General features: G+C 60.1%; 22 protein-coding genes. 9 read left to right on the forward strand and 13 right to left on the reverse strand.

Translation table 11 applies throughout. The features are described 5' to 3' along the window. Nucleotides 1–197: 197 nt before the first annotated feature. From ACWBU6_RS21335 to rpsO, 10 genes are all read right to left on the reverse strand, one after another. Nucleotides 198–584 (reverse strand): hypothetical protein, encoded by a 387-nt coding sequence (locus ACWBU6_RS21335; protein ID WP_452645371.1) that lies wholly within the window; start codon nucleotides 582–584, stop codon nucleotides 198–200. An 11-nt stretch (nucleotides 585–595) separates the two neighbouring features. After that, nucleotides 596–1066, reverse strand: a complete 471-nt coding sequence (locus ACWBU6_RS21340; RefSeq protein WP_452645372.1) for a hypothetical protein — start codon at nucleotides 1064–1066, stop codon at nucleotides 596–598. Beyond that, nucleotides 1056–1487 (reverse strand): hypothetical protein, encoded by a 432-nt coding sequence (locus ACWBU6_RS21345; RefSeq protein ID WP_452645373.1) that lies wholly within the window; start codon nucleotides 1485–1487, stop codon nucleotides 1056–1058. Before ACWBU6_RS21345 ends, ACWBU6_RS21340 begins: the two co-directional genes overlap by 11 nt. A gap of 589 nt (nucleotides 1488–2076) precedes the next feature. Further along, nucleotides 2077–2346 (reverse strand): hypothetical protein, encoded by a 270-nt coding sequence (locus ACWBU6_RS21350; protein WP_452645374.1) that lies wholly within the window; start codon nucleotides 2344–2346, stop codon nucleotides 2077–2079. Then, complete coding sequence (locus ACWBU6_RS21355) at nucleotides 2343–2990, reverse strand: LysE family translocator (RefSeq protein WP_452645375.1); 648 nt, start codon at nucleotides 2988–2990, stop codon at nucleotides 2343–2345. The genes ACWBU6_RS21350 and ACWBU6_RS21355 overlap by 4 nt, the downstream gene beginning before the upstream one ends. A 69-nt stretch (nucleotides 2991–3059) precedes the next feature. Continuing rightward, nucleotides 3060–3587, reverse strand: coding sequence for a YbhB/YbcL family Raf kinase inhibitor-like protein (locus ACWBU6_RS21360; protein WP_452645376.1), 528 nt, complete (start codon nucleotides 3585–3587; stop codon nucleotides 3060–3062). Between the two features lie 83 nt (nucleotides 3588–3670). Beyond that, nucleotides 3671–4468, reverse strand: coding sequence for a helix-turn-helix transcriptional regulator (locus ACWBU6_RS21365; RefSeq protein WP_452645377.1), 798 nt, complete (start codon nucleotides 4466–4468; stop codon nucleotides 3671–3673). Between the two features lie 11 nt (nucleotides 4469–4479). Continuing rightward, nucleotides 4480–4950 carry a VOC family protein gene (locus tag ACWBU6_RS21370; RefSeq protein WP_452645378.1) on the reverse strand — a complete coding sequence of 157 codons (471 nt, stop codon included), beginning with the start codon at nucleotides 4948–4950 and terminating at the stop codon, nucleotides 4480–4482. Between the two features lie 81 nt (nucleotides 4951–5031). Beyond that, entirely contained in the window at nucleotides 5032–7155 is a 2124-nt protein-coding gene (gene pnp, locus ACWBU6_RS21375; RefSeq protein ID WP_452645379.1) for a polyribonucleotide nucleotidyltransferase, read from the reverse strand. A gap of 182 nt (nucleotides 7156–7337) precedes the next feature. Further along, nucleotides 7338–7607: a 30S ribosomal protein S15 gene (gene rpsO, locus ACWBU6_RS21380; protein ID WP_130311226.1), complete on the reverse strand. Its 270-nt coding sequence runs from the start codon at nucleotides 7605–7607 to the stop codon at nucleotides 7338–7340. A gap of 145 nt (nucleotides 7608–7752) precedes the next feature. On the opposite strand from rpsO, the gene ACWBU6_RS21385 reads away from it, so the two are divergent. Both ACWBU6_RS21385 and ACWBU6_RS21390 read left to right on the forward strand, forming a co-directional pair. Beyond that, a complete protein-coding gene (locus ACWBU6_RS21385) occupies nucleotides 7753–8076 on the forward strand; it encodes a hypothetical protein (RefSeq protein WP_452645380.1) in 324 nt (107 codons plus the stop codon). 81 nt (nucleotides 8077–8157) lie between these two features. Continuing rightward, on the forward strand, nucleotides 8158–8841 hold the full coding sequence (locus ACWBU6_RS21390) for a transposase (protein ID WP_452645381.1): 684 nt from the start codon (nucleotides 8158–8160) through the stop codon (nucleotides 8839–8841). A gap of 21 nt (nucleotides 8842–8862) precedes the next feature. On the opposite strand, the gene ACWBU6_RS21395 is transcribed toward ACWBU6_RS21390, so the two are convergent. After that, nucleotides 8863–10170, reverse strand: coding sequence for an MFS transporter (locus ACWBU6_RS21395; protein WP_452649595.1), 1308 nt, complete (start codon nucleotides 10168–10170; stop codon nucleotides 8863–8865). 221 nt (nucleotides 10171–10391) lie between these two features. Here ACWBU6_RS21395 and cyoA point away from each other — a divergent pair, with 221 nt between their 5' ends. Genes cyoA through ACWBU6_RS21430 form a run of 7 tightly spaced genes read left to right on the forward strand, consistent with a single transcriptional unit; the run spans nucleotide 10392 to nucleotide 16929 of the window. Beyond that, nucleotides 10392–11336 (forward strand): ubiquinol oxidase subunit II, encoded by a 945-nt coding sequence (cyoA, locus tag ACWBU6_RS21400; RefSeq protein ID WP_452645382.1) that lies wholly within the window; start codon nucleotides 10392–10394, stop codon nucleotides 11334–11336. Nucleotides 11337–11338: 2 nt separating this feature from the next. Beyond that, nucleotides 11339–13339, forward strand: coding sequence for a cytochrome o ubiquinol oxidase subunit I (gene cyoB, locus ACWBU6_RS21405; protein WP_452645383.1), 2001 nt, complete (start codon nucleotides 11339–11341; stop codon nucleotides 13337–13339). A gap of 49 nt (nucleotides 13340–13388) precedes the next feature. Then, nucleotides 13389–13973 carry a cytochrome o ubiquinol oxidase subunit III gene (cyoC, locus tag ACWBU6_RS21410; protein ID WP_452649596.1) on the forward strand — a complete coding sequence of 195 codons (585 nt, stop codon included), beginning with the start codon at nucleotides 13389–13391 and terminating at the stop codon, nucleotides 13971–13973. Continuing rightward, a complete protein-coding gene (gene cyoD / locus ACWBU6_RS21415; RefSeq protein WP_452645384.1) occupies nucleotides 13970–14380 on the forward strand; it encodes a cytochrome o ubiquinol oxidase subunit IV in 411 nt (136 codons plus the stop codon). Before cyoC ends, cyoD begins: the two co-directional genes overlap by 4 nt. Beyond that, complete coding sequence (locus ACWBU6_RS21420; RefSeq protein ID WP_452645385.1) at nucleotides 14377–15102, forward strand: SURF1 family protein; 726 nt, start codon at nucleotides 14377–14379, stop codon at nucleotides 15100–15102. Before cyoD ends, ACWBU6_RS21420 begins: the two co-directional genes overlap by 4 nt. Continuing rightward, nucleotides 15099–16382, forward strand: a complete 1284-nt coding sequence (locus ACWBU6_RS21425; protein ID WP_452645386.1) for an ATP-binding protein — start codon at nucleotides 15099–15101, stop codon at nucleotides 16380–16382. Before ACWBU6_RS21420 ends, ACWBU6_RS21425 begins: the two co-directional genes overlap by 4 nt. A gap of 10 nt (nucleotides 16383–16392) precedes the next feature. Beyond that, complete coding sequence (locus ACWBU6_RS21430; RefSeq protein WP_452649597.1) at nucleotides 16393–16929, forward strand: response regulator transcription factor; 537 nt, start codon at nucleotides 16393–16395, stop codon at nucleotides 16927–16929. Nucleotides 16930–16991: 62 nt separating this feature from the next. Here ACWBU6_RS21430 and ACWBU6_RS21435 read toward each other — a convergent pair whose 3' ends face one another. Together ACWBU6_RS21435 and ACWBU6_RS21440 are read right to left on the reverse strand one after the other, a co-directional pair. Further along, nucleotides 16992–17633, reverse strand: coding sequence for a CatA-like O-acetyltransferase (locus tag ACWBU6_RS21435; RefSeq protein WP_452645387.1), 642 nt, complete (start codon nucleotides 17631–17633; stop codon nucleotides 16992–16994). Between the two features lie 80 nt (nucleotides 17634–17713). Continuing rightward, a complete protein-coding gene (locus ACWBU6_RS21440; protein ID WP_452645388.1) occupies nucleotides 17714–19252 on the reverse strand; it encodes a 2-isopropylmalate synthase in 1539 nt (512 codons plus the stop codon). Nucleotides 19253–19279 lie beyond the last annotated feature (27 nt).

Consider the following 19279-nt stretch of genomic DNA (forward strand, 5'->3'; position numbering starts at 1 on the left):
TGTCGCGGAATACGCGGAATGGTCCAAGGAGATGGCGTACAGGACGTACGAAAGCCGGCGGACAGAATAGCATTCTTGCCCACGTGCAAAATGCGCAAATTCTCACGCAAGGAAATGAGTTTCAGTCTTTGGAATTGAGAACGTACGGCGTTTTCGAATGAGCTCTCCCGAAAACTCACTGATAGTGCATTCCTCAGCTATGCCCGCCCCCAGGTTTCGAGGGCCCCGACGAGTTGATAGTCGTCCAGCCCGTGAAGCCTCTTGATTAATCCATCAAGCGCCCGGGAGAGTGATGCGGCATCTGCCGCTTCATACTGGACGCAAGCCAGGCGACCTGGAGACCAGTCGATAATCTGTGCGGGCCGCAACGGTGCAAGCGCTCCATCGATCAGCGTGTCCGGCGGGGCTATCCCGGTGTAAGAAAAGTCCATGTAGTCGCCGTAGACCAGCATCCATACTTCAGGGTACCCGACCACGTTCAGTCTCGCAAAATGCGCACTCGCTGGAAGGTCTCCATGAAGAGATTCGCTGCCAAAGGCAGCCAGCAGAATGCGGCGAACTTCTTTTTCCAATTGCTCGTACATTGCGTGCGGTCCTACTGATCGGATATGAATATCAGCACAGATGCTCGTGCAATACCTGCACCGCGTCCATACAATCCCTCAACTCCCCGCCAACGCTTCTTTTCCACTTCAGCACTGACGGAGATCGTCAGCCCCGGCACATGTTCAAGCTGCAATCCAAACGTTGGCCAATCGACTAACTGGGCTACGTTGTAGATGATGTCAACCTGGGTCTCACGGACAACGTCCATCAAGTCGTCAGGATCGACTCCCTTATCCAGGAGTCTCTGGACGCTATGGCCTCCCACTGCCGACAGATGCGATGGATCTTTTTCGTCGATGACGAGGCTCCAAAGGCCGCGCAGCAGCAATTCCGAAAGCAAAGAACGGGCGTCGTGCGCGGACAGGTCTTTGGCGATGGATTCAGCTTGCACTTGTGCGATGCCCACCCGCCGAAGTTCGTCCACAACCACTGTGGATGGTGAAGACCTGCTATGACTCATTGCGCGCGCCTGCGACGATTTCCTTCGTTGCTTCCAACATTTTGTTGAAGGGTTCCGGAGGTTCGCCTTCGTACGAAATCACAGCGTCGCACAATTTCGCCAGGGCGCAACTGACAATCAAGGCCGCCGCGCAATCCTTCATGCTTCCCCTCCAGATCATGCTGATACAGAACTCCCTGTCTCCGATGAGCGAACGGAATTCGTCGGTCCCGTCGAGGAACTCCTCCGCCTCGCCCGAGTACAACTCAAAGCCCACATCAGGTGTCCCTTCCAGAATACACGGGGAGAAGCCGGAATCCTCCGCGAAGTCCAGCTCAGGGTGCAGCTTTAAATCAAAACCAAGAGCGTCAATGGCGGCTTGGAGCTCACCACGGCCTGGAATGGCGGTATGTTTCAGGAAGGCGTACTGTGTGTTGGACATTTGTTTTCCTAGAAAAATTCGATTTCAGTGCGGGTTCTTCATTGGGCATCAATATTCTTACCGTTTTCAAACCAGGATGCGCCACTAAGCCTGCCACCCCAGATTATGCGAAATTCTCCATGTGGTTTACCATCCTTGAATGTGCCGGTCCAATCCACGGTCGCATAGCTTGCAGAAGCTTGCCCCGTATACGGAACTCCGTCAGCAGAGGTTGCGAAGACGGGAACAGCACGATCCTCAACATATGTAAGCAGCAGGCCCGGCGGCGAAACAGCGAGGTGGTCAAGGGTAAGCAATGTTGGACCTCATGTCCGGTTTGAACAATATCGGAAACGGCGTCATTCCGAGAATGCCTCGTCGGGCGCACGCTCCTCCTCGACCGAATCCGGATCGTGATACCAATCTTCATGTGGCGAGAATTGCCCGCATTCGAGGCACTGTGTCTTCGGCCATTTGACGCGACACCCCGGGCAGACCGCCCTCGTCCAGAAGGTATTCCATACGGTCCCGCATGAGGGCACGCATGCCCAACGGTCTTCCGCTTGTGGGCGCCACTCGCAGCGCGGACAATAGATTTCGGCCTTCTCGTTCATTTCCGCACCAGCTTCACGCCGTCCACCGTCATCGTCCAATTGCCCGCGTCTTCATGTGGAGCACTGGAAACCACGAATACCGTCTTGACCGGGCCGGCTCCAACAATCAGGTTATCTCCTTCAAACTCCTTCAGCGGCACCCTGATCGACGTGTTCATGTTGCCGTCGCGTCCCGCCTGCGCAGGAGGAACAGGCTTGGTACAGCTCGCGAGTACAGCGGCAACGAGGACTGCGAATATTGCTCTTACTGTGCGCATGGTTTTCATGCTGCTCGCGCTGATGCCAGCATGCGGATGCCGGCGTAACCAAAGACTGCGGCCAACACCCCGTCAAACCAGCGCCGCATACGTCGGTAGATCTTGCGTGCGGCCTGGGTGGAAAACAGCAGCGCGTAGCCGCCAAATACTCCAATGCCGATCACGGCGCAACCGGCCACGATCAGCAGCGCGTCGGCGCGTTGCACTTCAGCGGGCAGTGCCAGCGTAACGATCGACAGCCATGTGAAGATCGCCTTGGGATTCGTCAGGTGCATGGCGGCACCGCGCAGGTAGAGCTGCAAAGCCGGGCCTCCGCGAGCCCCCACGTCAATGCCAGCAGGGAGCCTCGTGGCCAGCGCCGACCGCATGGACTTGAAAGAGAGCCAGAGCAGGTACATCCCGCCCAACACCTTCAATGCAATAAGCGCCTGCGAATACCGGGCCATCACCGCGGCAAGTCCGAAAGCAGCAAGCAGGCCCCATGCGGTCGAACCGCTGACGACACCCAGCGCAAATACCAGCGCACTCCGGCGCCCGGAACTCATGGCAGTCGCCATGACCGCAAGGTTGCTTGGCCCGGGACTTGCAGCCCCGAGCGTATAGGCCGAATAGGCCAGTACCAGATTGGCGCTTAGTATCGATGCGGAACCCAACACATTCTCCTGTAGGCGAGTCATGGCTCCCTGAATCATAGCTTGAACTGGCTATTGGCGCTCGGCGGCTTAGTCGCGTTTATATACGGCTTCGATGGTACTGGATGCCAGCGAATGTGCCTTCACCATATAACCGGTCAGCGCACCCGATGCGTTCTCCGGCAGCTCGAGCTTTCCAGAGAGCGCGTACACGGTGAACTGATAGCGGTGCACGCCATGCCCTTGCGGCGGACAGGCACCGCCAAAACCTTTGATGCCGTAATCGTTATTCATCGACTGGCTGCCGGCGGGCGCTGCGGCTCCCGCCGGCAAGGACGTCACATCTTTCGGAATGTTCACGAGCTGCCAGTGCCACCAACCGCTGCCGGTCGGTGCATCGGGGTCGTGGACCATGATGGCGAATGCCGCCGTACCTGCCGGCTCACCGGACCAGGATAGTTGCGGGGATCGGTTGCCGCCGGTGCAGCCAAAACCATCGAATTCCTGGCTCCTGCCCATGAACTTGCCGTTGGCGATATCGGTGCTGGTGAGTGTCAGCGAGCCAGCCGCAAACGCCTGGCCGGACACGAGGGCTGCAGCGAGAATGAGGTAACGCATGAATGCTCCTTAGTTAATCTGGAGCGCATATGGTATGCAGCCGGAAGACATTCGTTTAGCGCATTTTCAACCAGGATTTCGCCCTAATCGCGCATTCGTGTTTTGCGAAGGTCGCTCGGCGTCACGCCGTAGAACTGCTTGAACTTGTCGGTAAAGCGCGATTGCGATTGATAGCCGCACCTTTCAGCAACGCGTCCAATCGCATCAAAGCTTGCCTGGATAAGGTGAAGTCCATGGCCCAATCTTGCCCTGTCCTTGATCTCTTGCAGATTTGTCCCCTCGGCTGCGAGCTTTCGCCGCAGCGTCGACTCACTGATGGCCAGGCGCGAAGCCAGCGCGCCTGCATGAATGTCGTTAGCGACATCCTCAACGATAATGCCGTGCACCTTGTGGCTAAGACTCGGCGGCTCGACTACGGCGCCGATCTGCCCGTAGCCTAGATGATAAAGAAGCTGCAGGATCTCCTGTCGACGCGCGGCCCACATGGCGCGCGGCGCAAATGCGGACCACTCTACGAACTGTTGCAGCGTTTTCAGGAAGCTTTGCCCTATCTCGCCCTGGACGTACGGTGCGGCCCGGGCGTTTTTTGGCGGCAGGCATTTGAAATCGTCATACTCAAACTCAATGATCAGGGCCAGGTATTCGGCGTCGCCGGGAATATTGCGCATATCGATGCCTGGCCGATTCGAGAGAATGACGAAGCTGCCAGGCGGGCAATCTATTTCGCCAAGCTTCTTTTTGCCATCGAGCACGCAGATCAGCGTTGGTTTGATGATCGGGACATTGACGATCCGCTGCTGCCTGACCGACGAGTACACGGAGAACGGCAGCGCACAGCCGGCTTCCTGCATCCGCCTGACTGCGAGTCTTAAGTTTTCCATCAGGTGGAATCCTATCTGGTGTTCACCACGTCCACGACCAGCCTGTGATCCGCATCAAGCATCCAGGCCTCTTCATAGTCTATTTCGAAAAGATGACCGTCGGGATCCTTGAAATAAGCCGCGACGCCCCAGGCAGTTCTGGTGACAGGCTTGACGACGGTTCCGCCAGCCGCAAGCGCCCGCTCCAGGACACGAGGCACCTCGTCCTCAGATTGCGCCAGATACACGAGTGCAACTCCCGGAAAGCCCGTTCCTTTCGAGGTCGGGGATAAAGCATCCTTCGCGAACTCCTCCCTCGACAACAGGCAGAGTGCATAGCCGCCGAGATCGAACTTGGCAAATCCGTCATTCCCGGAAGGTGACTTTTTCCATCCCAGCGCTTCATAGAACTTGATGGAACGTGGGACATCTTCGACGCCCAGCAAGATCAGGTGCAACCTTTGGCTTGGCGGAGTGGAAGCGATTTTTTCTGCGAGGAGCATATTGACCTGAATCGATGGCATCAAAAAAACAAAAAGCCGCCAGGCTTACGCACCGGCGGCTTCCCTTGTCAGCTTGGCTGATTACTGTGCAGCGGCAGCCGCAGCTTCTTCAGCGGCAGCCTTCATCGACAGCTTCAGGCGGCCGCGCTCGTCGGTCTCGAGGACCTTCACGCGCACTTGCTGGCCTTCTTTCAGGTAGTCGGCAACAGCGTTCACACGCTCGTTGGCGATCTGAGAGATGTGCAGCAGGCCGTCCTTGCCAGGCATGACCTGGACGATGGCGCCAAAGTCCAGCAGCTTCAGCACGGTACCGTCGTAGCACTTGCCCACTTCCACGGAAGCGGTCAGTTCTTCGATACGGCGCTTGGCTTCCTGGCCGGCAGCTGCGTCGACGGAAGCGATGGTGACGATGCCGTCGTCGCTGATGTCGATCTGGGTGCCGGTTTCTTCGGTCAGCGCACGGATCACGGCGCCGCCCTTGCCGATCACGTCGCGGATCTTCTCAGGGTTGATCTTGATGGTGATCAGGCGTGGAGCGAAGTCGGACAGCTCGGTCTTCACAGTCGGCATGGCCTTCTGCATTTCGCCCAGGATGTGCTGGCGGCCCTCTTTTGCCTGTGCCAATGCAACCTGCATGATTTCCTTGGTGATGCCCTGGATCTTGATGTCCATCTGCAGTGCGGTAATGCCGTTGGCGGTACCGGCAACCTTGAAGTCCATGTCGCCCAGGTGGTCTTCGTCGCCCAGGATGTCGGACAGGACGGCGAAGCGGCCGCCTTCCTTAATCAGGCCCATGGCGATACCGGCCACGTGTGCTTTCATCGGCACGCCGGCATCCATCAGCGCCAGGCAGCCGCCGCAGACGGAAGCCATCGACGAAGAGCCATTGGATTCGGTGATTTCCGATACCAGACGTACGGAGTAGGAGAACTCTTCCTGCGACGGCAGTGCAGCGACCAGCGCACGCTTGGCCAGGCGGCCGTGGCCGATTTCGCGGCGCTTAGGCGTGCCAACACGGCCGGTTTCGCCAGTGGCGAACGGAGGCATGTTGTAGTGCAGCATGAAGTCGTCGGTGTACTCGCCCATCAGAGCGTCGATCTTCTGCGAATCGCGGGCGGTGCCCAGGGTCGCTACGACCAGTGCCTGGGTTTCGCCGCGTGTGAACAGGGCGGAACCGTGGGTGCGTGGCAGGACGGAGGTGCGGATGGTGATCGGACGCACGGTCTTGGTGTCGCGGCCGTCGATACGCGGCTCGCCTTGCAGGATCTGGGAGCGCACAACTTTCGCTTCCATTTCGAACAGGATGTTGCCGACTTCGACCGAATCAGGAGCGTCCACGCCGCTGGCGGCTGCATCTGCAGCCAGGTCGGCGATTACTTCAGCGGACATTGCGCGCAGCTTTTCGGTGCGGGCTTGCTTGTCCTTGGTCTGGTAAGCGGCGTTGATCTTCGCTTCGGCGAATTGCGCAACCTTGGCGATCAGCGCCTCGTTCTTGGCAGGAGGAGTCCACTCGTGCTCCGGCTTGCCGCCGTCGCGCACCAGTTCGTGGATCGCATCGATCACGACCTTCATCTGCTCGTGGCCATAGACCACGGCGCCCAGCATCACTTCTTCGGACAGCTGCTGCGCTTCGGATTCGACCATCAGCACGGCCGATTCGGTACCGGCAACCACCAGGTCCATCTGGGAGTCTTTGAGCTGGGTAGCGGTCGGGTTCAGGATGTACTGGCCGTTCTTGTAGCCGACGCGCGCTGCGCCGATCGGGCCGTTGAATGGCACGCCAGCCACGCACAGGGCGGCGGATGCACCGATCATGGAAGCGATGTCCGGGTCGATTTCAGGGTTCACGGACAGGACGTGCACGATCACCTGGACTTCGTTCATGTAGCCCTCTGGGAACAGAGGACGGATTGGACGGTCGATCAGGCGGGAAGTCAGGGTTTCTTTTTCAGAAGGACGGCCTTCGCGCTTGAAGAAGCCACCAGGGATCTTGCCCGCTGCGTAGGTCTTTTCCAGGTAGTCGACGGTCAGTGGGAAGAAGTCCTGGCCTGGTTTTGCGTCTTTACGCGCCACCACGGTTGCCAGTACGACGGTGTCGTCCATCGATACCATTACCGCACCGGATGCCTGGCGAGCGATTTCGCCGGTTTCCAGCGTCACGGTGTGCTGGCCGTACTGGAAGGTCTTCGTTACTTTATTAAACATGGGTTTATCCCTCTTTCTCTTTAGCCGACAGATTTTCAGGAGCTGTCGTAGCACCTCACCACGGACGGCCCGTAGGCCGCCATACTGCTTTACTGCAATAAAACTAAGGGTTTAAAAAACCAAAATGCCTGCGGCAGCGAACTGGCGCAGGCATTTCTCGTTTAAACCGGGTAACGCAAGAATTACTTACGCAGGCCGAGTTTAGCGATCAGGTCGCGGTAACGGTTTGCGTCTTTGTTCTTCAGGTAGGACAGCAGGGACTTACGACGGTTAACCATCTTGATCAGGCCACGACGGGAGTGGTGATCTTTGGTGTGCTCTTTGAAGTGGGTGTTCAGTTCGTTGATGCGAGCGGTCAGCAGAGCAACTTGCACTTCTGGGGAGCCGGTGTCGTTTTGGCCACGAGCGTTGTCGGCAATGATGGCCGACTTGTTGATGTTTTCAACGGTCATTTTCTTACCTTTCACATGCGATGCACGGAGTCTTTGGAACCCTGCACATCGTGAATTACGTTTAATATAAAAATCCGGCCGGATGGCCAGACACGGGAGTATAACCGGAATGAGGGGCGAAAGCTACCGCCACACACGATCAGCCATGAAAACCGCCACTTGCGTTGCATTTTTATCACTATTCCTCGCAGCCTGTGCTGCCGCCCCGCCCTCCTGGCAGCGTGGCAACGACAGCTTCAAGCCGATCCAGCTTGGCGTGACCACGCAGGCCGACCTGTTGCGCCTGTACGGCCCACCCGACGACCGCACCTTCTTACAGTTGCGCGACCTGAACGTCTGGAGCTACCGCTACAAAGAGTCCGGCGTATGGGATTCGATGATGCACATCATGTTGGACCGCCAGGGGATCGTCCGCGAAACCATGAGCGGCCCCGACCTTGAAAAAGAAGAGCGCGGCTTCTTCCGCTAAAAAAATGGGGACGTACCCCATTTAATTAGCAACATTGGCCTGTATCAAGGCCTGATGGCGTTTGTGCGGCAGAATTGGCGAATGCCTCGTCATGCCCGACTCGTCATTCCTGGCGTTCCCGTCCACTTGATTCAGCGTGGGCACAACCGACATGCCTGCTTCTTTTGCGAAGACGACTTCCAGTATTACTTGCGTTGGATGATGCGCTTTGCAAAGGAGGCCAGCTGCGACATCCACGCCTACGTGCTGATGACCAACCACGCCCACCTGGCGCTGACTCCACACGACGCTGGTGGCCTTGCCCTTCTCATGAAGATGCTTAACCAGCGCTATGTCACATACATCAACAAGAAGCGCCATTGGACGGGCACGCTTTGGGAAGGCAGGTTCAAGTCATGCCTGATATTTGACCAAAGCTATTTCCTCACCTGTATGCGATACATCGAACTGAATCCGGTGCGGGCGGGCATGGTCGATCATCCTCGCGATTATCCCTGGTCCAGTTATCGCGCAAATGCTGATGGGGCATACAACCCTTGCATTACGCCCCATGCCATATATCAGGCGCTCGGCGACACTGCAGCAGATCAGCGTTCCGCCTATCGCAACATCGTTTTATCCCAAGGGGATGAGATCGCCACCGTCAATATTCGCCGTGCCACGAATGGGAATTTCGTTCTCGGCGAGACGACCTCGACAGAAGAACTAGCGACTGTACTTGGCCGCAGGGTCACCCCAGGCAAACGGGGCCGCCCCCATAAATAAATGGGGTACGTCCCCATTTATTTAGTCCTTGATTTCAAGGGCGCGGTTGAGGCTGAGGGCGGCAAGCGAGCCGGCGGCGCCGGACAGCAGGTACAGGCTGACGTAAGCCAGGCCAAAGTGCGCCGACAGGCCGAGCGCAACCAGCGGGGCGAAGGCGGCACCGACCAGCCAGGCCAGGTCCGAGGTCAGCGCTGCGCCGCTGTAGCGGAAGCGTGACTCGAAGTTGGCGGTCACGGCGCCGGCAGCCTGGCCGTAGGACAGGCCCAGCAACGCGAAGCCGAGCAGGATGAAGGTGGTCTGCCCCGCGTCACCGCCCTGCATCAGCAGCGGGACGAAGCCGCTGAACACGCCAATCAGCACGGCCAGCGATCCCAGCGTGCGGCGACGGCCGATGCGGTCGGCAATCCAGCCCGAGGCGACGATGCAGGCTGCGGCAATGAACGCGCCGCCTATCTGGATGACCAGGAATTCGCTGACCGAGCGTTCCGAGTACAGCGTGATCCAAGACAGGGGGAAGACCGTTACCAGGTGGAACAGCGCGTAGCTGGCCAGCGCCGCCAGCGCGCCGATCACGACGTTGCGGCCTTGCGACTTGAACAATTCGCCGATATCGGTCGGCTGGAGTTCGCGTTCTTCCAGCAGGCGCGCGTATTCATTGGTCGACACCAGGCGCAGGCGCGCAAACAGGGCCACCACATTGATCGCAAAGGCAACATAGAACGGGTAGCGCCAGCCCCAGTCGAGGAAGTCGGCGCTGGACAGGTTCGCCAGCAGGAAGGAGAACAGGCCAGCCGCGACGATAAAGCCGGTCGGCGCGCCCAACTGGCCCAGCATGGCATACCAGCCGCGCTTCTCTTTCGGTGCATTCAAGGCCAGCAGCGACGGCAGGCCGTCCCAGGAGCCGCCCAGCGCAATACCCTGCCCGAAGCGCAGCATGGCCAGCAAGGCCAGCGCGCCCATCCCGCTCTGCCCATAAGTCGGCAGGAAGGCCATGCCCGCCGTCGATGCGCCCAGCAGGAATAGCGCCGCCGTCAGCTTGGCTTCGCGCCCGAACCGCAGCTGGATCGCCATGAAGGTCGCCGTGCCCAGCGGCCTTGCCAAAAATGCAAATGAAAAGATCACGAAGGAGTACAGCATCCCGTCGAGCTGCGAGGCGAACGGGAAAAACACCGCCGGGAACACCAGGACGGAGGCAATAGCATAAACGAAAAAGTCGAAATATTCGGAAGCCCGGCCAATCACCACGCCCACGGCAATTTCGCCGGGGGCAATGTGCTGGTCGCTCGAATCGGATGGCCGCATCGGAATTCCGTGGGCTGGTGCGGACATACTCTGCATGGTTCAGTCTCCTGTCTCTCACCGGTTGAGAGATATCACCGGTGTTTATTACTGTTATCTAACCTGCTGGTAGGACAATATGTCCAATTTCGCGCCTTGTCCAGACCCTTCAAAATAGAAAGATTCTTGACTTAGGACATTGTTTCTTGCGCATGCCTATATTACTTCTCCTCCTCGCAGCCGTCTGCCTTACAGGCTGCAATACCATCGTTATGAACCCTGCCGGCGATGTTGCCTCGCAACAGGCGCAGCTGGTGACCATCTCGACGCTGCTCATGTTGCTGATCATCGTACCGGTGATCGCCCTGACTGTGCTGTTCGCTTGGCGTTACCGAAAAGGCAACGCCAACGCCAAATATACACCTGACTGGGACCACTCGACCCAGCTCGAACTGGTGATCTGGGGCGCCCCGCTGCTGATCATCATCGTGCTCGGCCTGCTGACCTGGATCAGCACCCACCTGCTGGACCCGTACCGTCCACTGAGCCGCATCGACGAAAAGCGTCCGCTGGCAGCCGACCACAAGCCGCTGGTGGTGCAAGTGGTGGCCCTGGACTGGAAATGGCTGTTCATCTACCCGGAACAGGGCATTGCCACCGTCAATGAACTGGTGACCCCGATCGACACCCCGATCCGCTTCAAGATCACCGCTTCGACCGTGATGAACTCGTTCTACATTCCAGCGCTGGCCGGCCAGATCTATGCCATGCCGGGCATGGACACGACGCTGAACGCGGTGCTGAACAAGCCGGGCACGTATGAAGGTTTCTCGGCCAACTACAGCGGCGCGGGCTTCTCGCACATGCGCTTCAAGTACCACGGCATGTCGAGCGCCGACTTCGACGCCTGGGTCGCCAAGACCAAGGCCGGCGGCGGCAACCTGGACCGGGCCGATTACATGGCCCTCGAAAAGCCAAGCGAGCGCGAACCTGTGCGCCGTTACGGCGCGGTGGAAAAAGAGCTGTATACCGCGATCATCAACCGCTGCGTTGAACCGGGTTCGACCTGCGCCAGCCACACCATGGCTGCCGATGCCGCCCGTGTGCGCGCCGTCGTCGCCAAGAAAGAAATGGAAGCACGCATCTGCACGCCAAGCGATACCTACGCTGAAGCCAAAGCGGACGTTGCCCTCGCATCTACTTCCCGCAAGAACTGAATATGGACAACCAAACCCTCCACCCGTTGCTGGGCCGGCTGAGCTGGGAAGCAATCCCTTATCACGAGCCGATTCTTGTCGCCACCTTCACCATGGTGCTGCTGGGCGGCATGGCCATTCTCGGTGCCATGACCAAATACCGCCTCTGGGGCCCGCTGTGGCGTGACTGGATCACCAGTATCGACCACAAGAAGATCGGCATCATGTACATGGTGCTCGGCCTGGTCATGCTGCTGCGCGGCTTTGCCGACGCGCTGATGATGCGCCTGCAGCAAGCCATCGCCTTCGGCGACCAGATGGGCTACCTGCCTCCGCACCACTACGACCAGATCTTCACCGCCCACGGCGTGATCATGATCTTCTTCGTGGCGATGCCTTTCGTGACCGGCCTGATGAACTACGTGGTGCCGCTGCAGATCGGCGCGCGCGACGTGGCCTTCCCGTTCCTGAACAACTTCTCCTTCTGGATGACCGCATTCGGCGGCGGCCTGACCATGGTCTCGCTGTTCGTCGGCGAGTACGCGAAAACCGGCTGGCTGGCTTACCCGCCGCTGTCCGGCATCCTGGCCAGCCCGGACGTCGGGGTGGATTACTACATCTGGTCCTTGCAGGTCGCGGGGGTCGGGACATTGCTCTCAGGGGTCAACCTGATCGCTACCATCGTCAAGATGCGCGCGCCGGGCATGAAGCTGATGAAGATGCCTGTCTTCACCTGGACTTCGCTGTGCACCAACGTGCTGATCGTAGTGACCTTCCCTGTGCTGACCGCCGTACTGGGCATGCTGTCGCTGGACCGCACCTTCGGCACCCACTTCTTCACCAGCGATTTCGGCGGCGACGCCATGTTGTACGTGAACCTGATCTGGATCTGGGGCCACCCGGAGGTGTACATCCTGGTGCTGCCGGTGTTCGGCGTGTTCTCGGAAATCGTGTCCACCTTCTCCGGCAAGCGCCTGTTCGGCTACTCGTCGATGGTCTACGCTACCGTGGTGATCACCATCCTGTCCTACCTGGTATGGCTGCACCACTTCTTCACCATGGGCTCCGGCGCCAGCGTGAACTCCTTCTTCGGCATCACGACGATGATCATTTCGATCCCGACCGGCGCCAAGATCTTCAACTGGCTGTTCACCATGTACCGCGGCCGTATCCGCTTTGAACTGCCGATGATGTGGACCATCGCCTTCATGATCACCTTCGTGATCGGTGGCATGACCGGCGTGCTGCTGGCCGTTCCTCCTGCGGACTTCGTGCTGCACAACTCCCTGTTCCTGATCGCACACTTCCACAACGTGATCATCGGCGGCGTGGTGTTCGGCGTGTTCGCTGCAATTAACTACTGGTTCCCGAAAGCCTTCGGCTACAAGCTGGACGTGTTCTGGGGCAAAGTCTCCTTCTGGTGCTGGGTGGTCGGCTTCTACCTCGCCTTCATGCCGCTGTACGTGCTGGGCCTGATGGGCGTGACCCGCCGCATGAGCCACTTCGAGGATCCTTCGCTGCAGGTCTGGTTCCAGATCGCCGCCGTTGGCGCCGTGCTGATCGCCGGTGGTATCGGCTCCATGCTGATCCAGTTCTACGTGTCGTTCCGCCGCCGCGCCGCCCTGCGCGACGTAACCGGCGACCCATGGGATGGCCGTACCCTGGAGTGGTCCACTTCGTCCCCTCCTCCGGACTATAACTTTGCATTCACCCCGCGCGTGTACGACAACGACAGCTGGACCGACATGAAGCGCCGTAACTACATCCGTCCGGTGAAAGACTTCGTGGCCATCCACATGCCGAAGAACACGGCTGCCGGCTTCGTCATTGCCGGCCTGAGCGCCGTGACCGGCTTCGCCCTGGTCTGGCAAATGTGGATCTTCGCAGTGCTCGGCCTGGTGGCCACCGTGGGCGCGGCGATCATCCATACCTTTAACTACAAGCGCGATTACTACATCCCGGCCGAGGAAGTCGTTGTGACCGAAGCCGAGCGCACCCGTATCCTGGAGGCAGCCAATGTCTGAACTCGTTCTTGATCCTGCAAAGGCAGGTGCGCACGGCGCGCAGGACGACATGCCGTTCCACGTTCGCGAACACCATCCGGAGAACGGCACCCTGCTGGGCTTCTGGCTCTACCTGATGAGCGACTGCCTGATCTTCGCCGTCCTGTTCATCGCTTACGCAGTCCTGGGCCGCAACTTCGCGGGCGGCCCGTCCGGCGCCGAGCTGTTCGACCTGCCGCTGGTAGCCCTGAATACCGGTTTCCTGCTGCTGTCGTCGATCACCTACGGCTTTGCCATGCTGGCCTCGCAGCGCGCCAAGCTGGGGTCGACCCTGGCATGGCTGGCGGTCACCGGCCTGTTCGGCGTGGCCTTCCTCGGCCTGGAAATGTACGAATTCATGCACCTGATCCACGAAGGCGCAGGCCCGCAGCGCAGCGCGTTCCTGACCTCGTTCTTCGCACTGGTCGGCACCCACGGCCTGCACGTGACCTTTGGCGTGATCTGGCTGGTCACCCTGATGGTCCAGCTGAACCGCCATGGCCTGGTTGAAGCCAACCAGCGCCGCCTGATGTGCCTGTCGATGTTCTGGCACTTCCTGGACGTGATCTGGATCGGCGTCTTTACCTTTGTCTACCTGATGGGAGTCCTGCCATGAGCGCACACCACGACCACGAACATGGCCACGGCCACGGCGCGCACGGCGGCGGCCATGACCACGGCAGCATGAAGAGCTATGCCATCGGCTTCATCCTGTCGGTAATCCTGACCGCGATTCCGTTCTGGCTCGTCATGGGCAACGTGATCAAGGATTCGAGCACCACCGCCTTCGTCATCCTCGGCTTCGCCGCGGTGCAGATCGTGGTTCACATGGTCTACTTCCTGCACATGAACTCCCGTTCCGAAGGCGGCTGGACGCTGCTGGCACTGATCTTCACCATCGTGCTGGTGGCGATTGTGCTGATCGGTTCGATCTGGGTCATGTATCACCTGAACCACAATATGATGCCGTCCATGGGTCCGGCCGGCAGTTCTTCCGTGCATCCAATGCACGACATGCCTTGAGCAAAGCGCGCACCGCCTCCCCGCGGGCGCGCCTTTTTTGGGCCGCCGGGATTTCGCTCGCCTGTGCATTGTTCCTGGCGCTCGGCACCTGGCAGCTGTTCCGCATGCAGTGGAAGCAGGAGCTGATCGCCCGCGTCAACCAGCGGGCGCATGCGGCTCCGGTGGCCGCTCCCGCCAATCCCGAATGGCCGTCCCTGACAGCCGACAATGCCGAATACCGGCATGTGCAAGTTTCCGGCACCCTGCTGCTCGATCGCAGCACCCTGGTGCAAGCCTCAACCCAGCTTGGCCTTGGCTTCTGGGTCATGACGCCGCTGCAAACCGCTTCCGGCGAGACCATCCTCATTAATCGCGGCTATATCGCCGACCGCAAGACTGGCGCCGGCTCCGGCACGGCCCAGGCGACGGTCACCGGCCTGCTGCGCATGAGCCAGCCCGACGGCGACCTGCTGCGCAAGAACGATCCTGCCAGCCAACGCTGGTATTCGCGCGACGTGCAGGCCATTGCCAGCGCCCGCGGCCTGGCGCGTGTCGCCCCCTACTTCATCGATGCCGATGCCAGCCCTGCCCCGCAGGCCGGGCAGCCCGTCGGCGGCCTGACCGTGATCGCTTTCCGTGATAATCACCTGGTATACGCATTGACTTGGTATGCTCTAGCGTTGATGATCATCGGACGCACATGGCAAATCACTCGGAAAAAACGGCGGAACCCGGCGGAATGATGTCCTTGTCCCTGGCGGCGGGCGTCGGCGACACTACCGGCCACAAGAACATGCTGTACCTGATCCGGCTGCGCTGGATCGCGGTACTGGGCCAGATCACGACCATCGCCGGCGTAACCCTTGGCCTGGGCCTCAACCTGCCGATGCCGCAAATGCTCACGGTGCTGGCCTGCCTGATCGCCTTCAACATCGGCAGTCATTTGCGCTGGCACGAAAACCCGATCGTCACCAATAACGAGATGCTGCTGGCCCTGCTGGTCGACGTGGCCAGCCTGACGGCGCAGCTGCATTTCAGCGGCGGCACCACCAATCCCTTTGCCTTCCTCTACCTGCTGCAGGTGATCCTGTCGGCCGTGCTGCTCGATGCCTGGGCGGCCTGGACCATCGTCGGCATCACGGGCGCCTGCCTGGGCGGCCTGGCCCTGTTCTCCAAGCCCCTGCCCCTGCTGCTGGAAGACGAACGCGCCTTCGCCCACCTGTACGTGGTGGGCATGCTGCTGTGCTTCCTGCTGAACGCCGGCTTGCTGGTCATCCTGATCAAGCGCATCACAGGCAACCTGCGCGAGCGCGACGCCCATCTGGCGGAACTGCGCCAGCGTGCGGCCGAAGAGGACCATATCGTGCGCATGGGCCTCCTGGCATCGGGCGCCGCCCACGAACTGGGCACGCCGATGGCGACCATGGCAGTCCTGCTGGGCGATTGGCGCCGCATGCCTGAATTTGCGGGCAACGCGGCACTGCAGGAGGATATCGAAGAGATGCAGACGCAGCTCCAGCGTTGCAAGACCATCGTGACCGGCATCCTGTTGTCGGCCGGCGAGCTGAGGGGCGAGTCTTCGGCCAAGACCACGCTGCGCGCCTTCCTCGACGAAATGCTGGAAGAATGGCGCAGCAACCGTCCTGTCGTGGCCTTCGAATACGATGACCAACTGCCGAACGACCTGCCGGTGGTGTTCGAATCCGCCCTCAAGCAGACTATTTTCAACCTGCTCGACAACGCGCTGGAAGCCTCGCCACAGTGGGTGCGGTTGGAAGCGTCGGCTGACGGCGAAGTGCTGAAGCTGGCGGTCAGCGACCGCGGTCCCGGTTTCGCGCCGCCGATGCTGGCGCAGTTCGGCAAGCCTTACCAGTCAAGCAAAGGCCGGCCCGGCAGCGGCCTCGGACTGTTCCTGGTCGTGAACGTGATTCGCACATTGGGCGGCACTGTCGAAGCACGCAACCTGGACAAGGGCGCACTGGTCGAGCTGCGCCTGCCGCTGTCGGCAATCGCACTGGAATAGGAAAGGCATGATGGCTACAGAGCGCTTATTGTTGATCGTGGAAGACGACCCAGCGTTCGCGCGCACGCTTTCGCGCTCGTTCGAGCGGCGCGGCTATGCCGTTCTTCGCGCAAGCAACCTGGACGAAGTCGGCGCCCTGCTGCAAAAGCACACGCCCACGCATGCGGTGGTCGACCTCAAGCTGGAAGGCAGCACCTCCGGCCTGGCCTGCGTGCAGGCCCTGCACACCCATTCGCCCGACATGCTGATTGTGGTGCTAACCGGTTTCGCCAGCATCGTGACCGCGGTCGAAGCGGTCAAGCTGGGTGCCTGCCAGTACCTTGCCAAGCCGTCCAACACGGACGATATCGAAGCGGCCTTCTCGCACGTGGCCGGGGTGGCCGAGGTGGAACTGACCAACCGCTCGACCTCCATCAAGACGCTGGAGTGGGAGCACATCCATCAGGTGCTGGCGGAAACAGGCTTCAATATCTCGGAAGCCGCGCGCCGGCTCGGCATGCATCGCCGCACGCTGGCGCGCAAGCTCGAAAAACAGCGCGTCAAATAAGCGATGGAATTCCGCCACGCGTGGCGGAATTCGCGACGGTTCTACAGCGGCGCGCCCACTGCTCACAAGCCGGTTTCGAAAGCAATGCGCTCACCAAGGCGCTGCAATAGCAAGTGGACGTGGTAGCCATCGACGAAGCCGTGGTGCGCCTGGACGCAGAACGGGACCGTCATGGTATCGCCGTCCAGATCGCTGTAACGCCCCCAGGCGATTAAGGGAATGTCCGCGCTCTTGTACTGGTAAATCGGATGCTCGATTGCACGCATGTCGAGCCACGGCATGCAGGTGGTGTAGACATTGTTCTTCTGTTCGCGCAGCGCCAGGTCGCGGCCAGTATTGATGAGCTCGCGCGTCGCACGGGCTTCGACGCCGGCTGCCAGACTGCGTGAAATGAATTCCCCGCGCTCGTTCGACATGTCGAACCTCGCGTAATTCAGGTTATTGTCCAGATTGAGCACCGTATAAGCGCCGTAGAAATCGTCGATCCTGATCACCTCCCCCTCAAACTCGCGGTAGAGGAAATTGTCGACATCCTTCACGCTCATGTACAGGCAGTACAAAAGAAAATGGAACGGCGGCAGCTGCCGCTCCTTGCAATAGTGACGGAACTCCGGCAGCCGGGCGACAACACTCAGGTTCAGCAGCGGATTGGCATACTGGCGGAACGCCTCGTAGCGGTCGCGGCGATATTCAAATTTATCCATTCTCAATACTCACTCGGCGAGGCGGTCATCATATGGCGCGTGCGGCACTCTGTCCTTAAGACTTGCCAAGCAAATCCGGCTCAGACCTGCGGATTCAATTTTTCGATTTTAGAGTGCAGTTTGTTCAGTCCCGCCAGGTAGGCCTTGGCGGAAGCAACGACGATATCGGGGTCGGCGCCGACCCCGTTGACGATGCGGCCGGAATGCGCCAGCCGCATCGTCACCTCGCCTTGCGATTGGGTGCCGGGGCTGATGCCGCTGATGGCGAACAGCACCAGCTCGGCGCCGCTTTGCGCCCGGCTTTCGATGGCGTTGACCATGGCGTCAACCGGGCCGTCGCCGGTGCCTTCGGCGGCGTGCTCGACGCCGTCAATCGCGAATACGACGCGAGCAAACGGCAGTTCGCCAGTCTCGGAACGCTGCGCCAAGGAGACGAAGCGGTAATGCTCGCCGCCCGAAGCGGCTTCCTCATCGCTCACCAGGGCCATGATATCTTCGTCAAAAATTTCGGCCTTGCGGTCGGCCAGCTCCTTGAAGCGGGCGAAGGCGGCGTTGACCTCGGCCTCGGAATCGAGCTCGATGCCCAATTCTTGCAGGCGCTGCTTGAACGCGTTGCGGCCGGAGAGCTTGCCCAGCACGATCTTGTTGGCAGTCCACCCCACGTCCTCAGCGCGCATGATTTCGTAGGTTTCGCGCGCCTTGAGAATGCCGTCCTGGTGGATGCCGGAGGCATGGGCAAAGGCGTTGGCGCCGACCACCGCCTTGTTCGGCTGAACGGCGAAACCGGTGATCTGCGACACCATCTTCGACGCCGGCACGATCTGCGCGGTATCGATGCCGCAGTCCAGGTTAAAGTAGCCGGCACGGGTGCGCAGCGCCATGACCACCTCTTCCAGCGCGGTATTGCCGGCGCGCTCGCCCAGGCCGTTGATCGTGCACTCAACCTGGCGCGCGCCGCCGATCATCACGCCCGCCAGCGAATTCGCCACCGCCAGTCCAAGGTCGTTATGGCAGTGCACCGACCACACTGCCTTGTCGGAATTGGGAATGCGCTCGCGCAGGCGGCGGATGGTTTCGCCGTACAATTCCGGCACCGCATAGCCCACGGTGTCGGGGAAATTGATGGTAGTAGCCCCTTCCGCGATGACATTTTCCAGCACGCGGCAAAGGAAATCTTCTTCCGAGCGGCTGCCGTCTTCCGGGCTGAACTCGATGTCGTCCGTGAACTTGCGGGCGAAGCGGATCGCCAGTTTGGCTTGCTCCAGCACCTGCCCGGGCTCCATGCGCAACTTCATCTGCATATGCAGCGGCGAGGTGGCAATGAAGGTGTGGATGCGCTTTCGCGCTGCCGGTTCCAGCGCTTCGGCAGCACGCGCCAGGTCGCGGTCATTGGCGCGCGCCAGCGAGCACACGATCGGCTCGCGCACGGCGGTGGCAATGGCACGGATGGATTCGAAGTCGCCCTGCGAAGCAGCGGCGAAGCCCGCCTCGATCACATCGACCCGCAGCTTTTCAAGCTGGCGGGCGATGCGCACCTTCTCTTCGCGGGTCATGGAAGCGCCCGGCGATTGCTCGCCGTCGCGCAACGTGGTGTCAAAGATGATGAGGCGGTTATTCATGGATGCGCTCCTGTTGAATTGCCGCCC

This window comes from Pseudoduganella sp. HUAS MS19, from assembly GCF_053615455.1.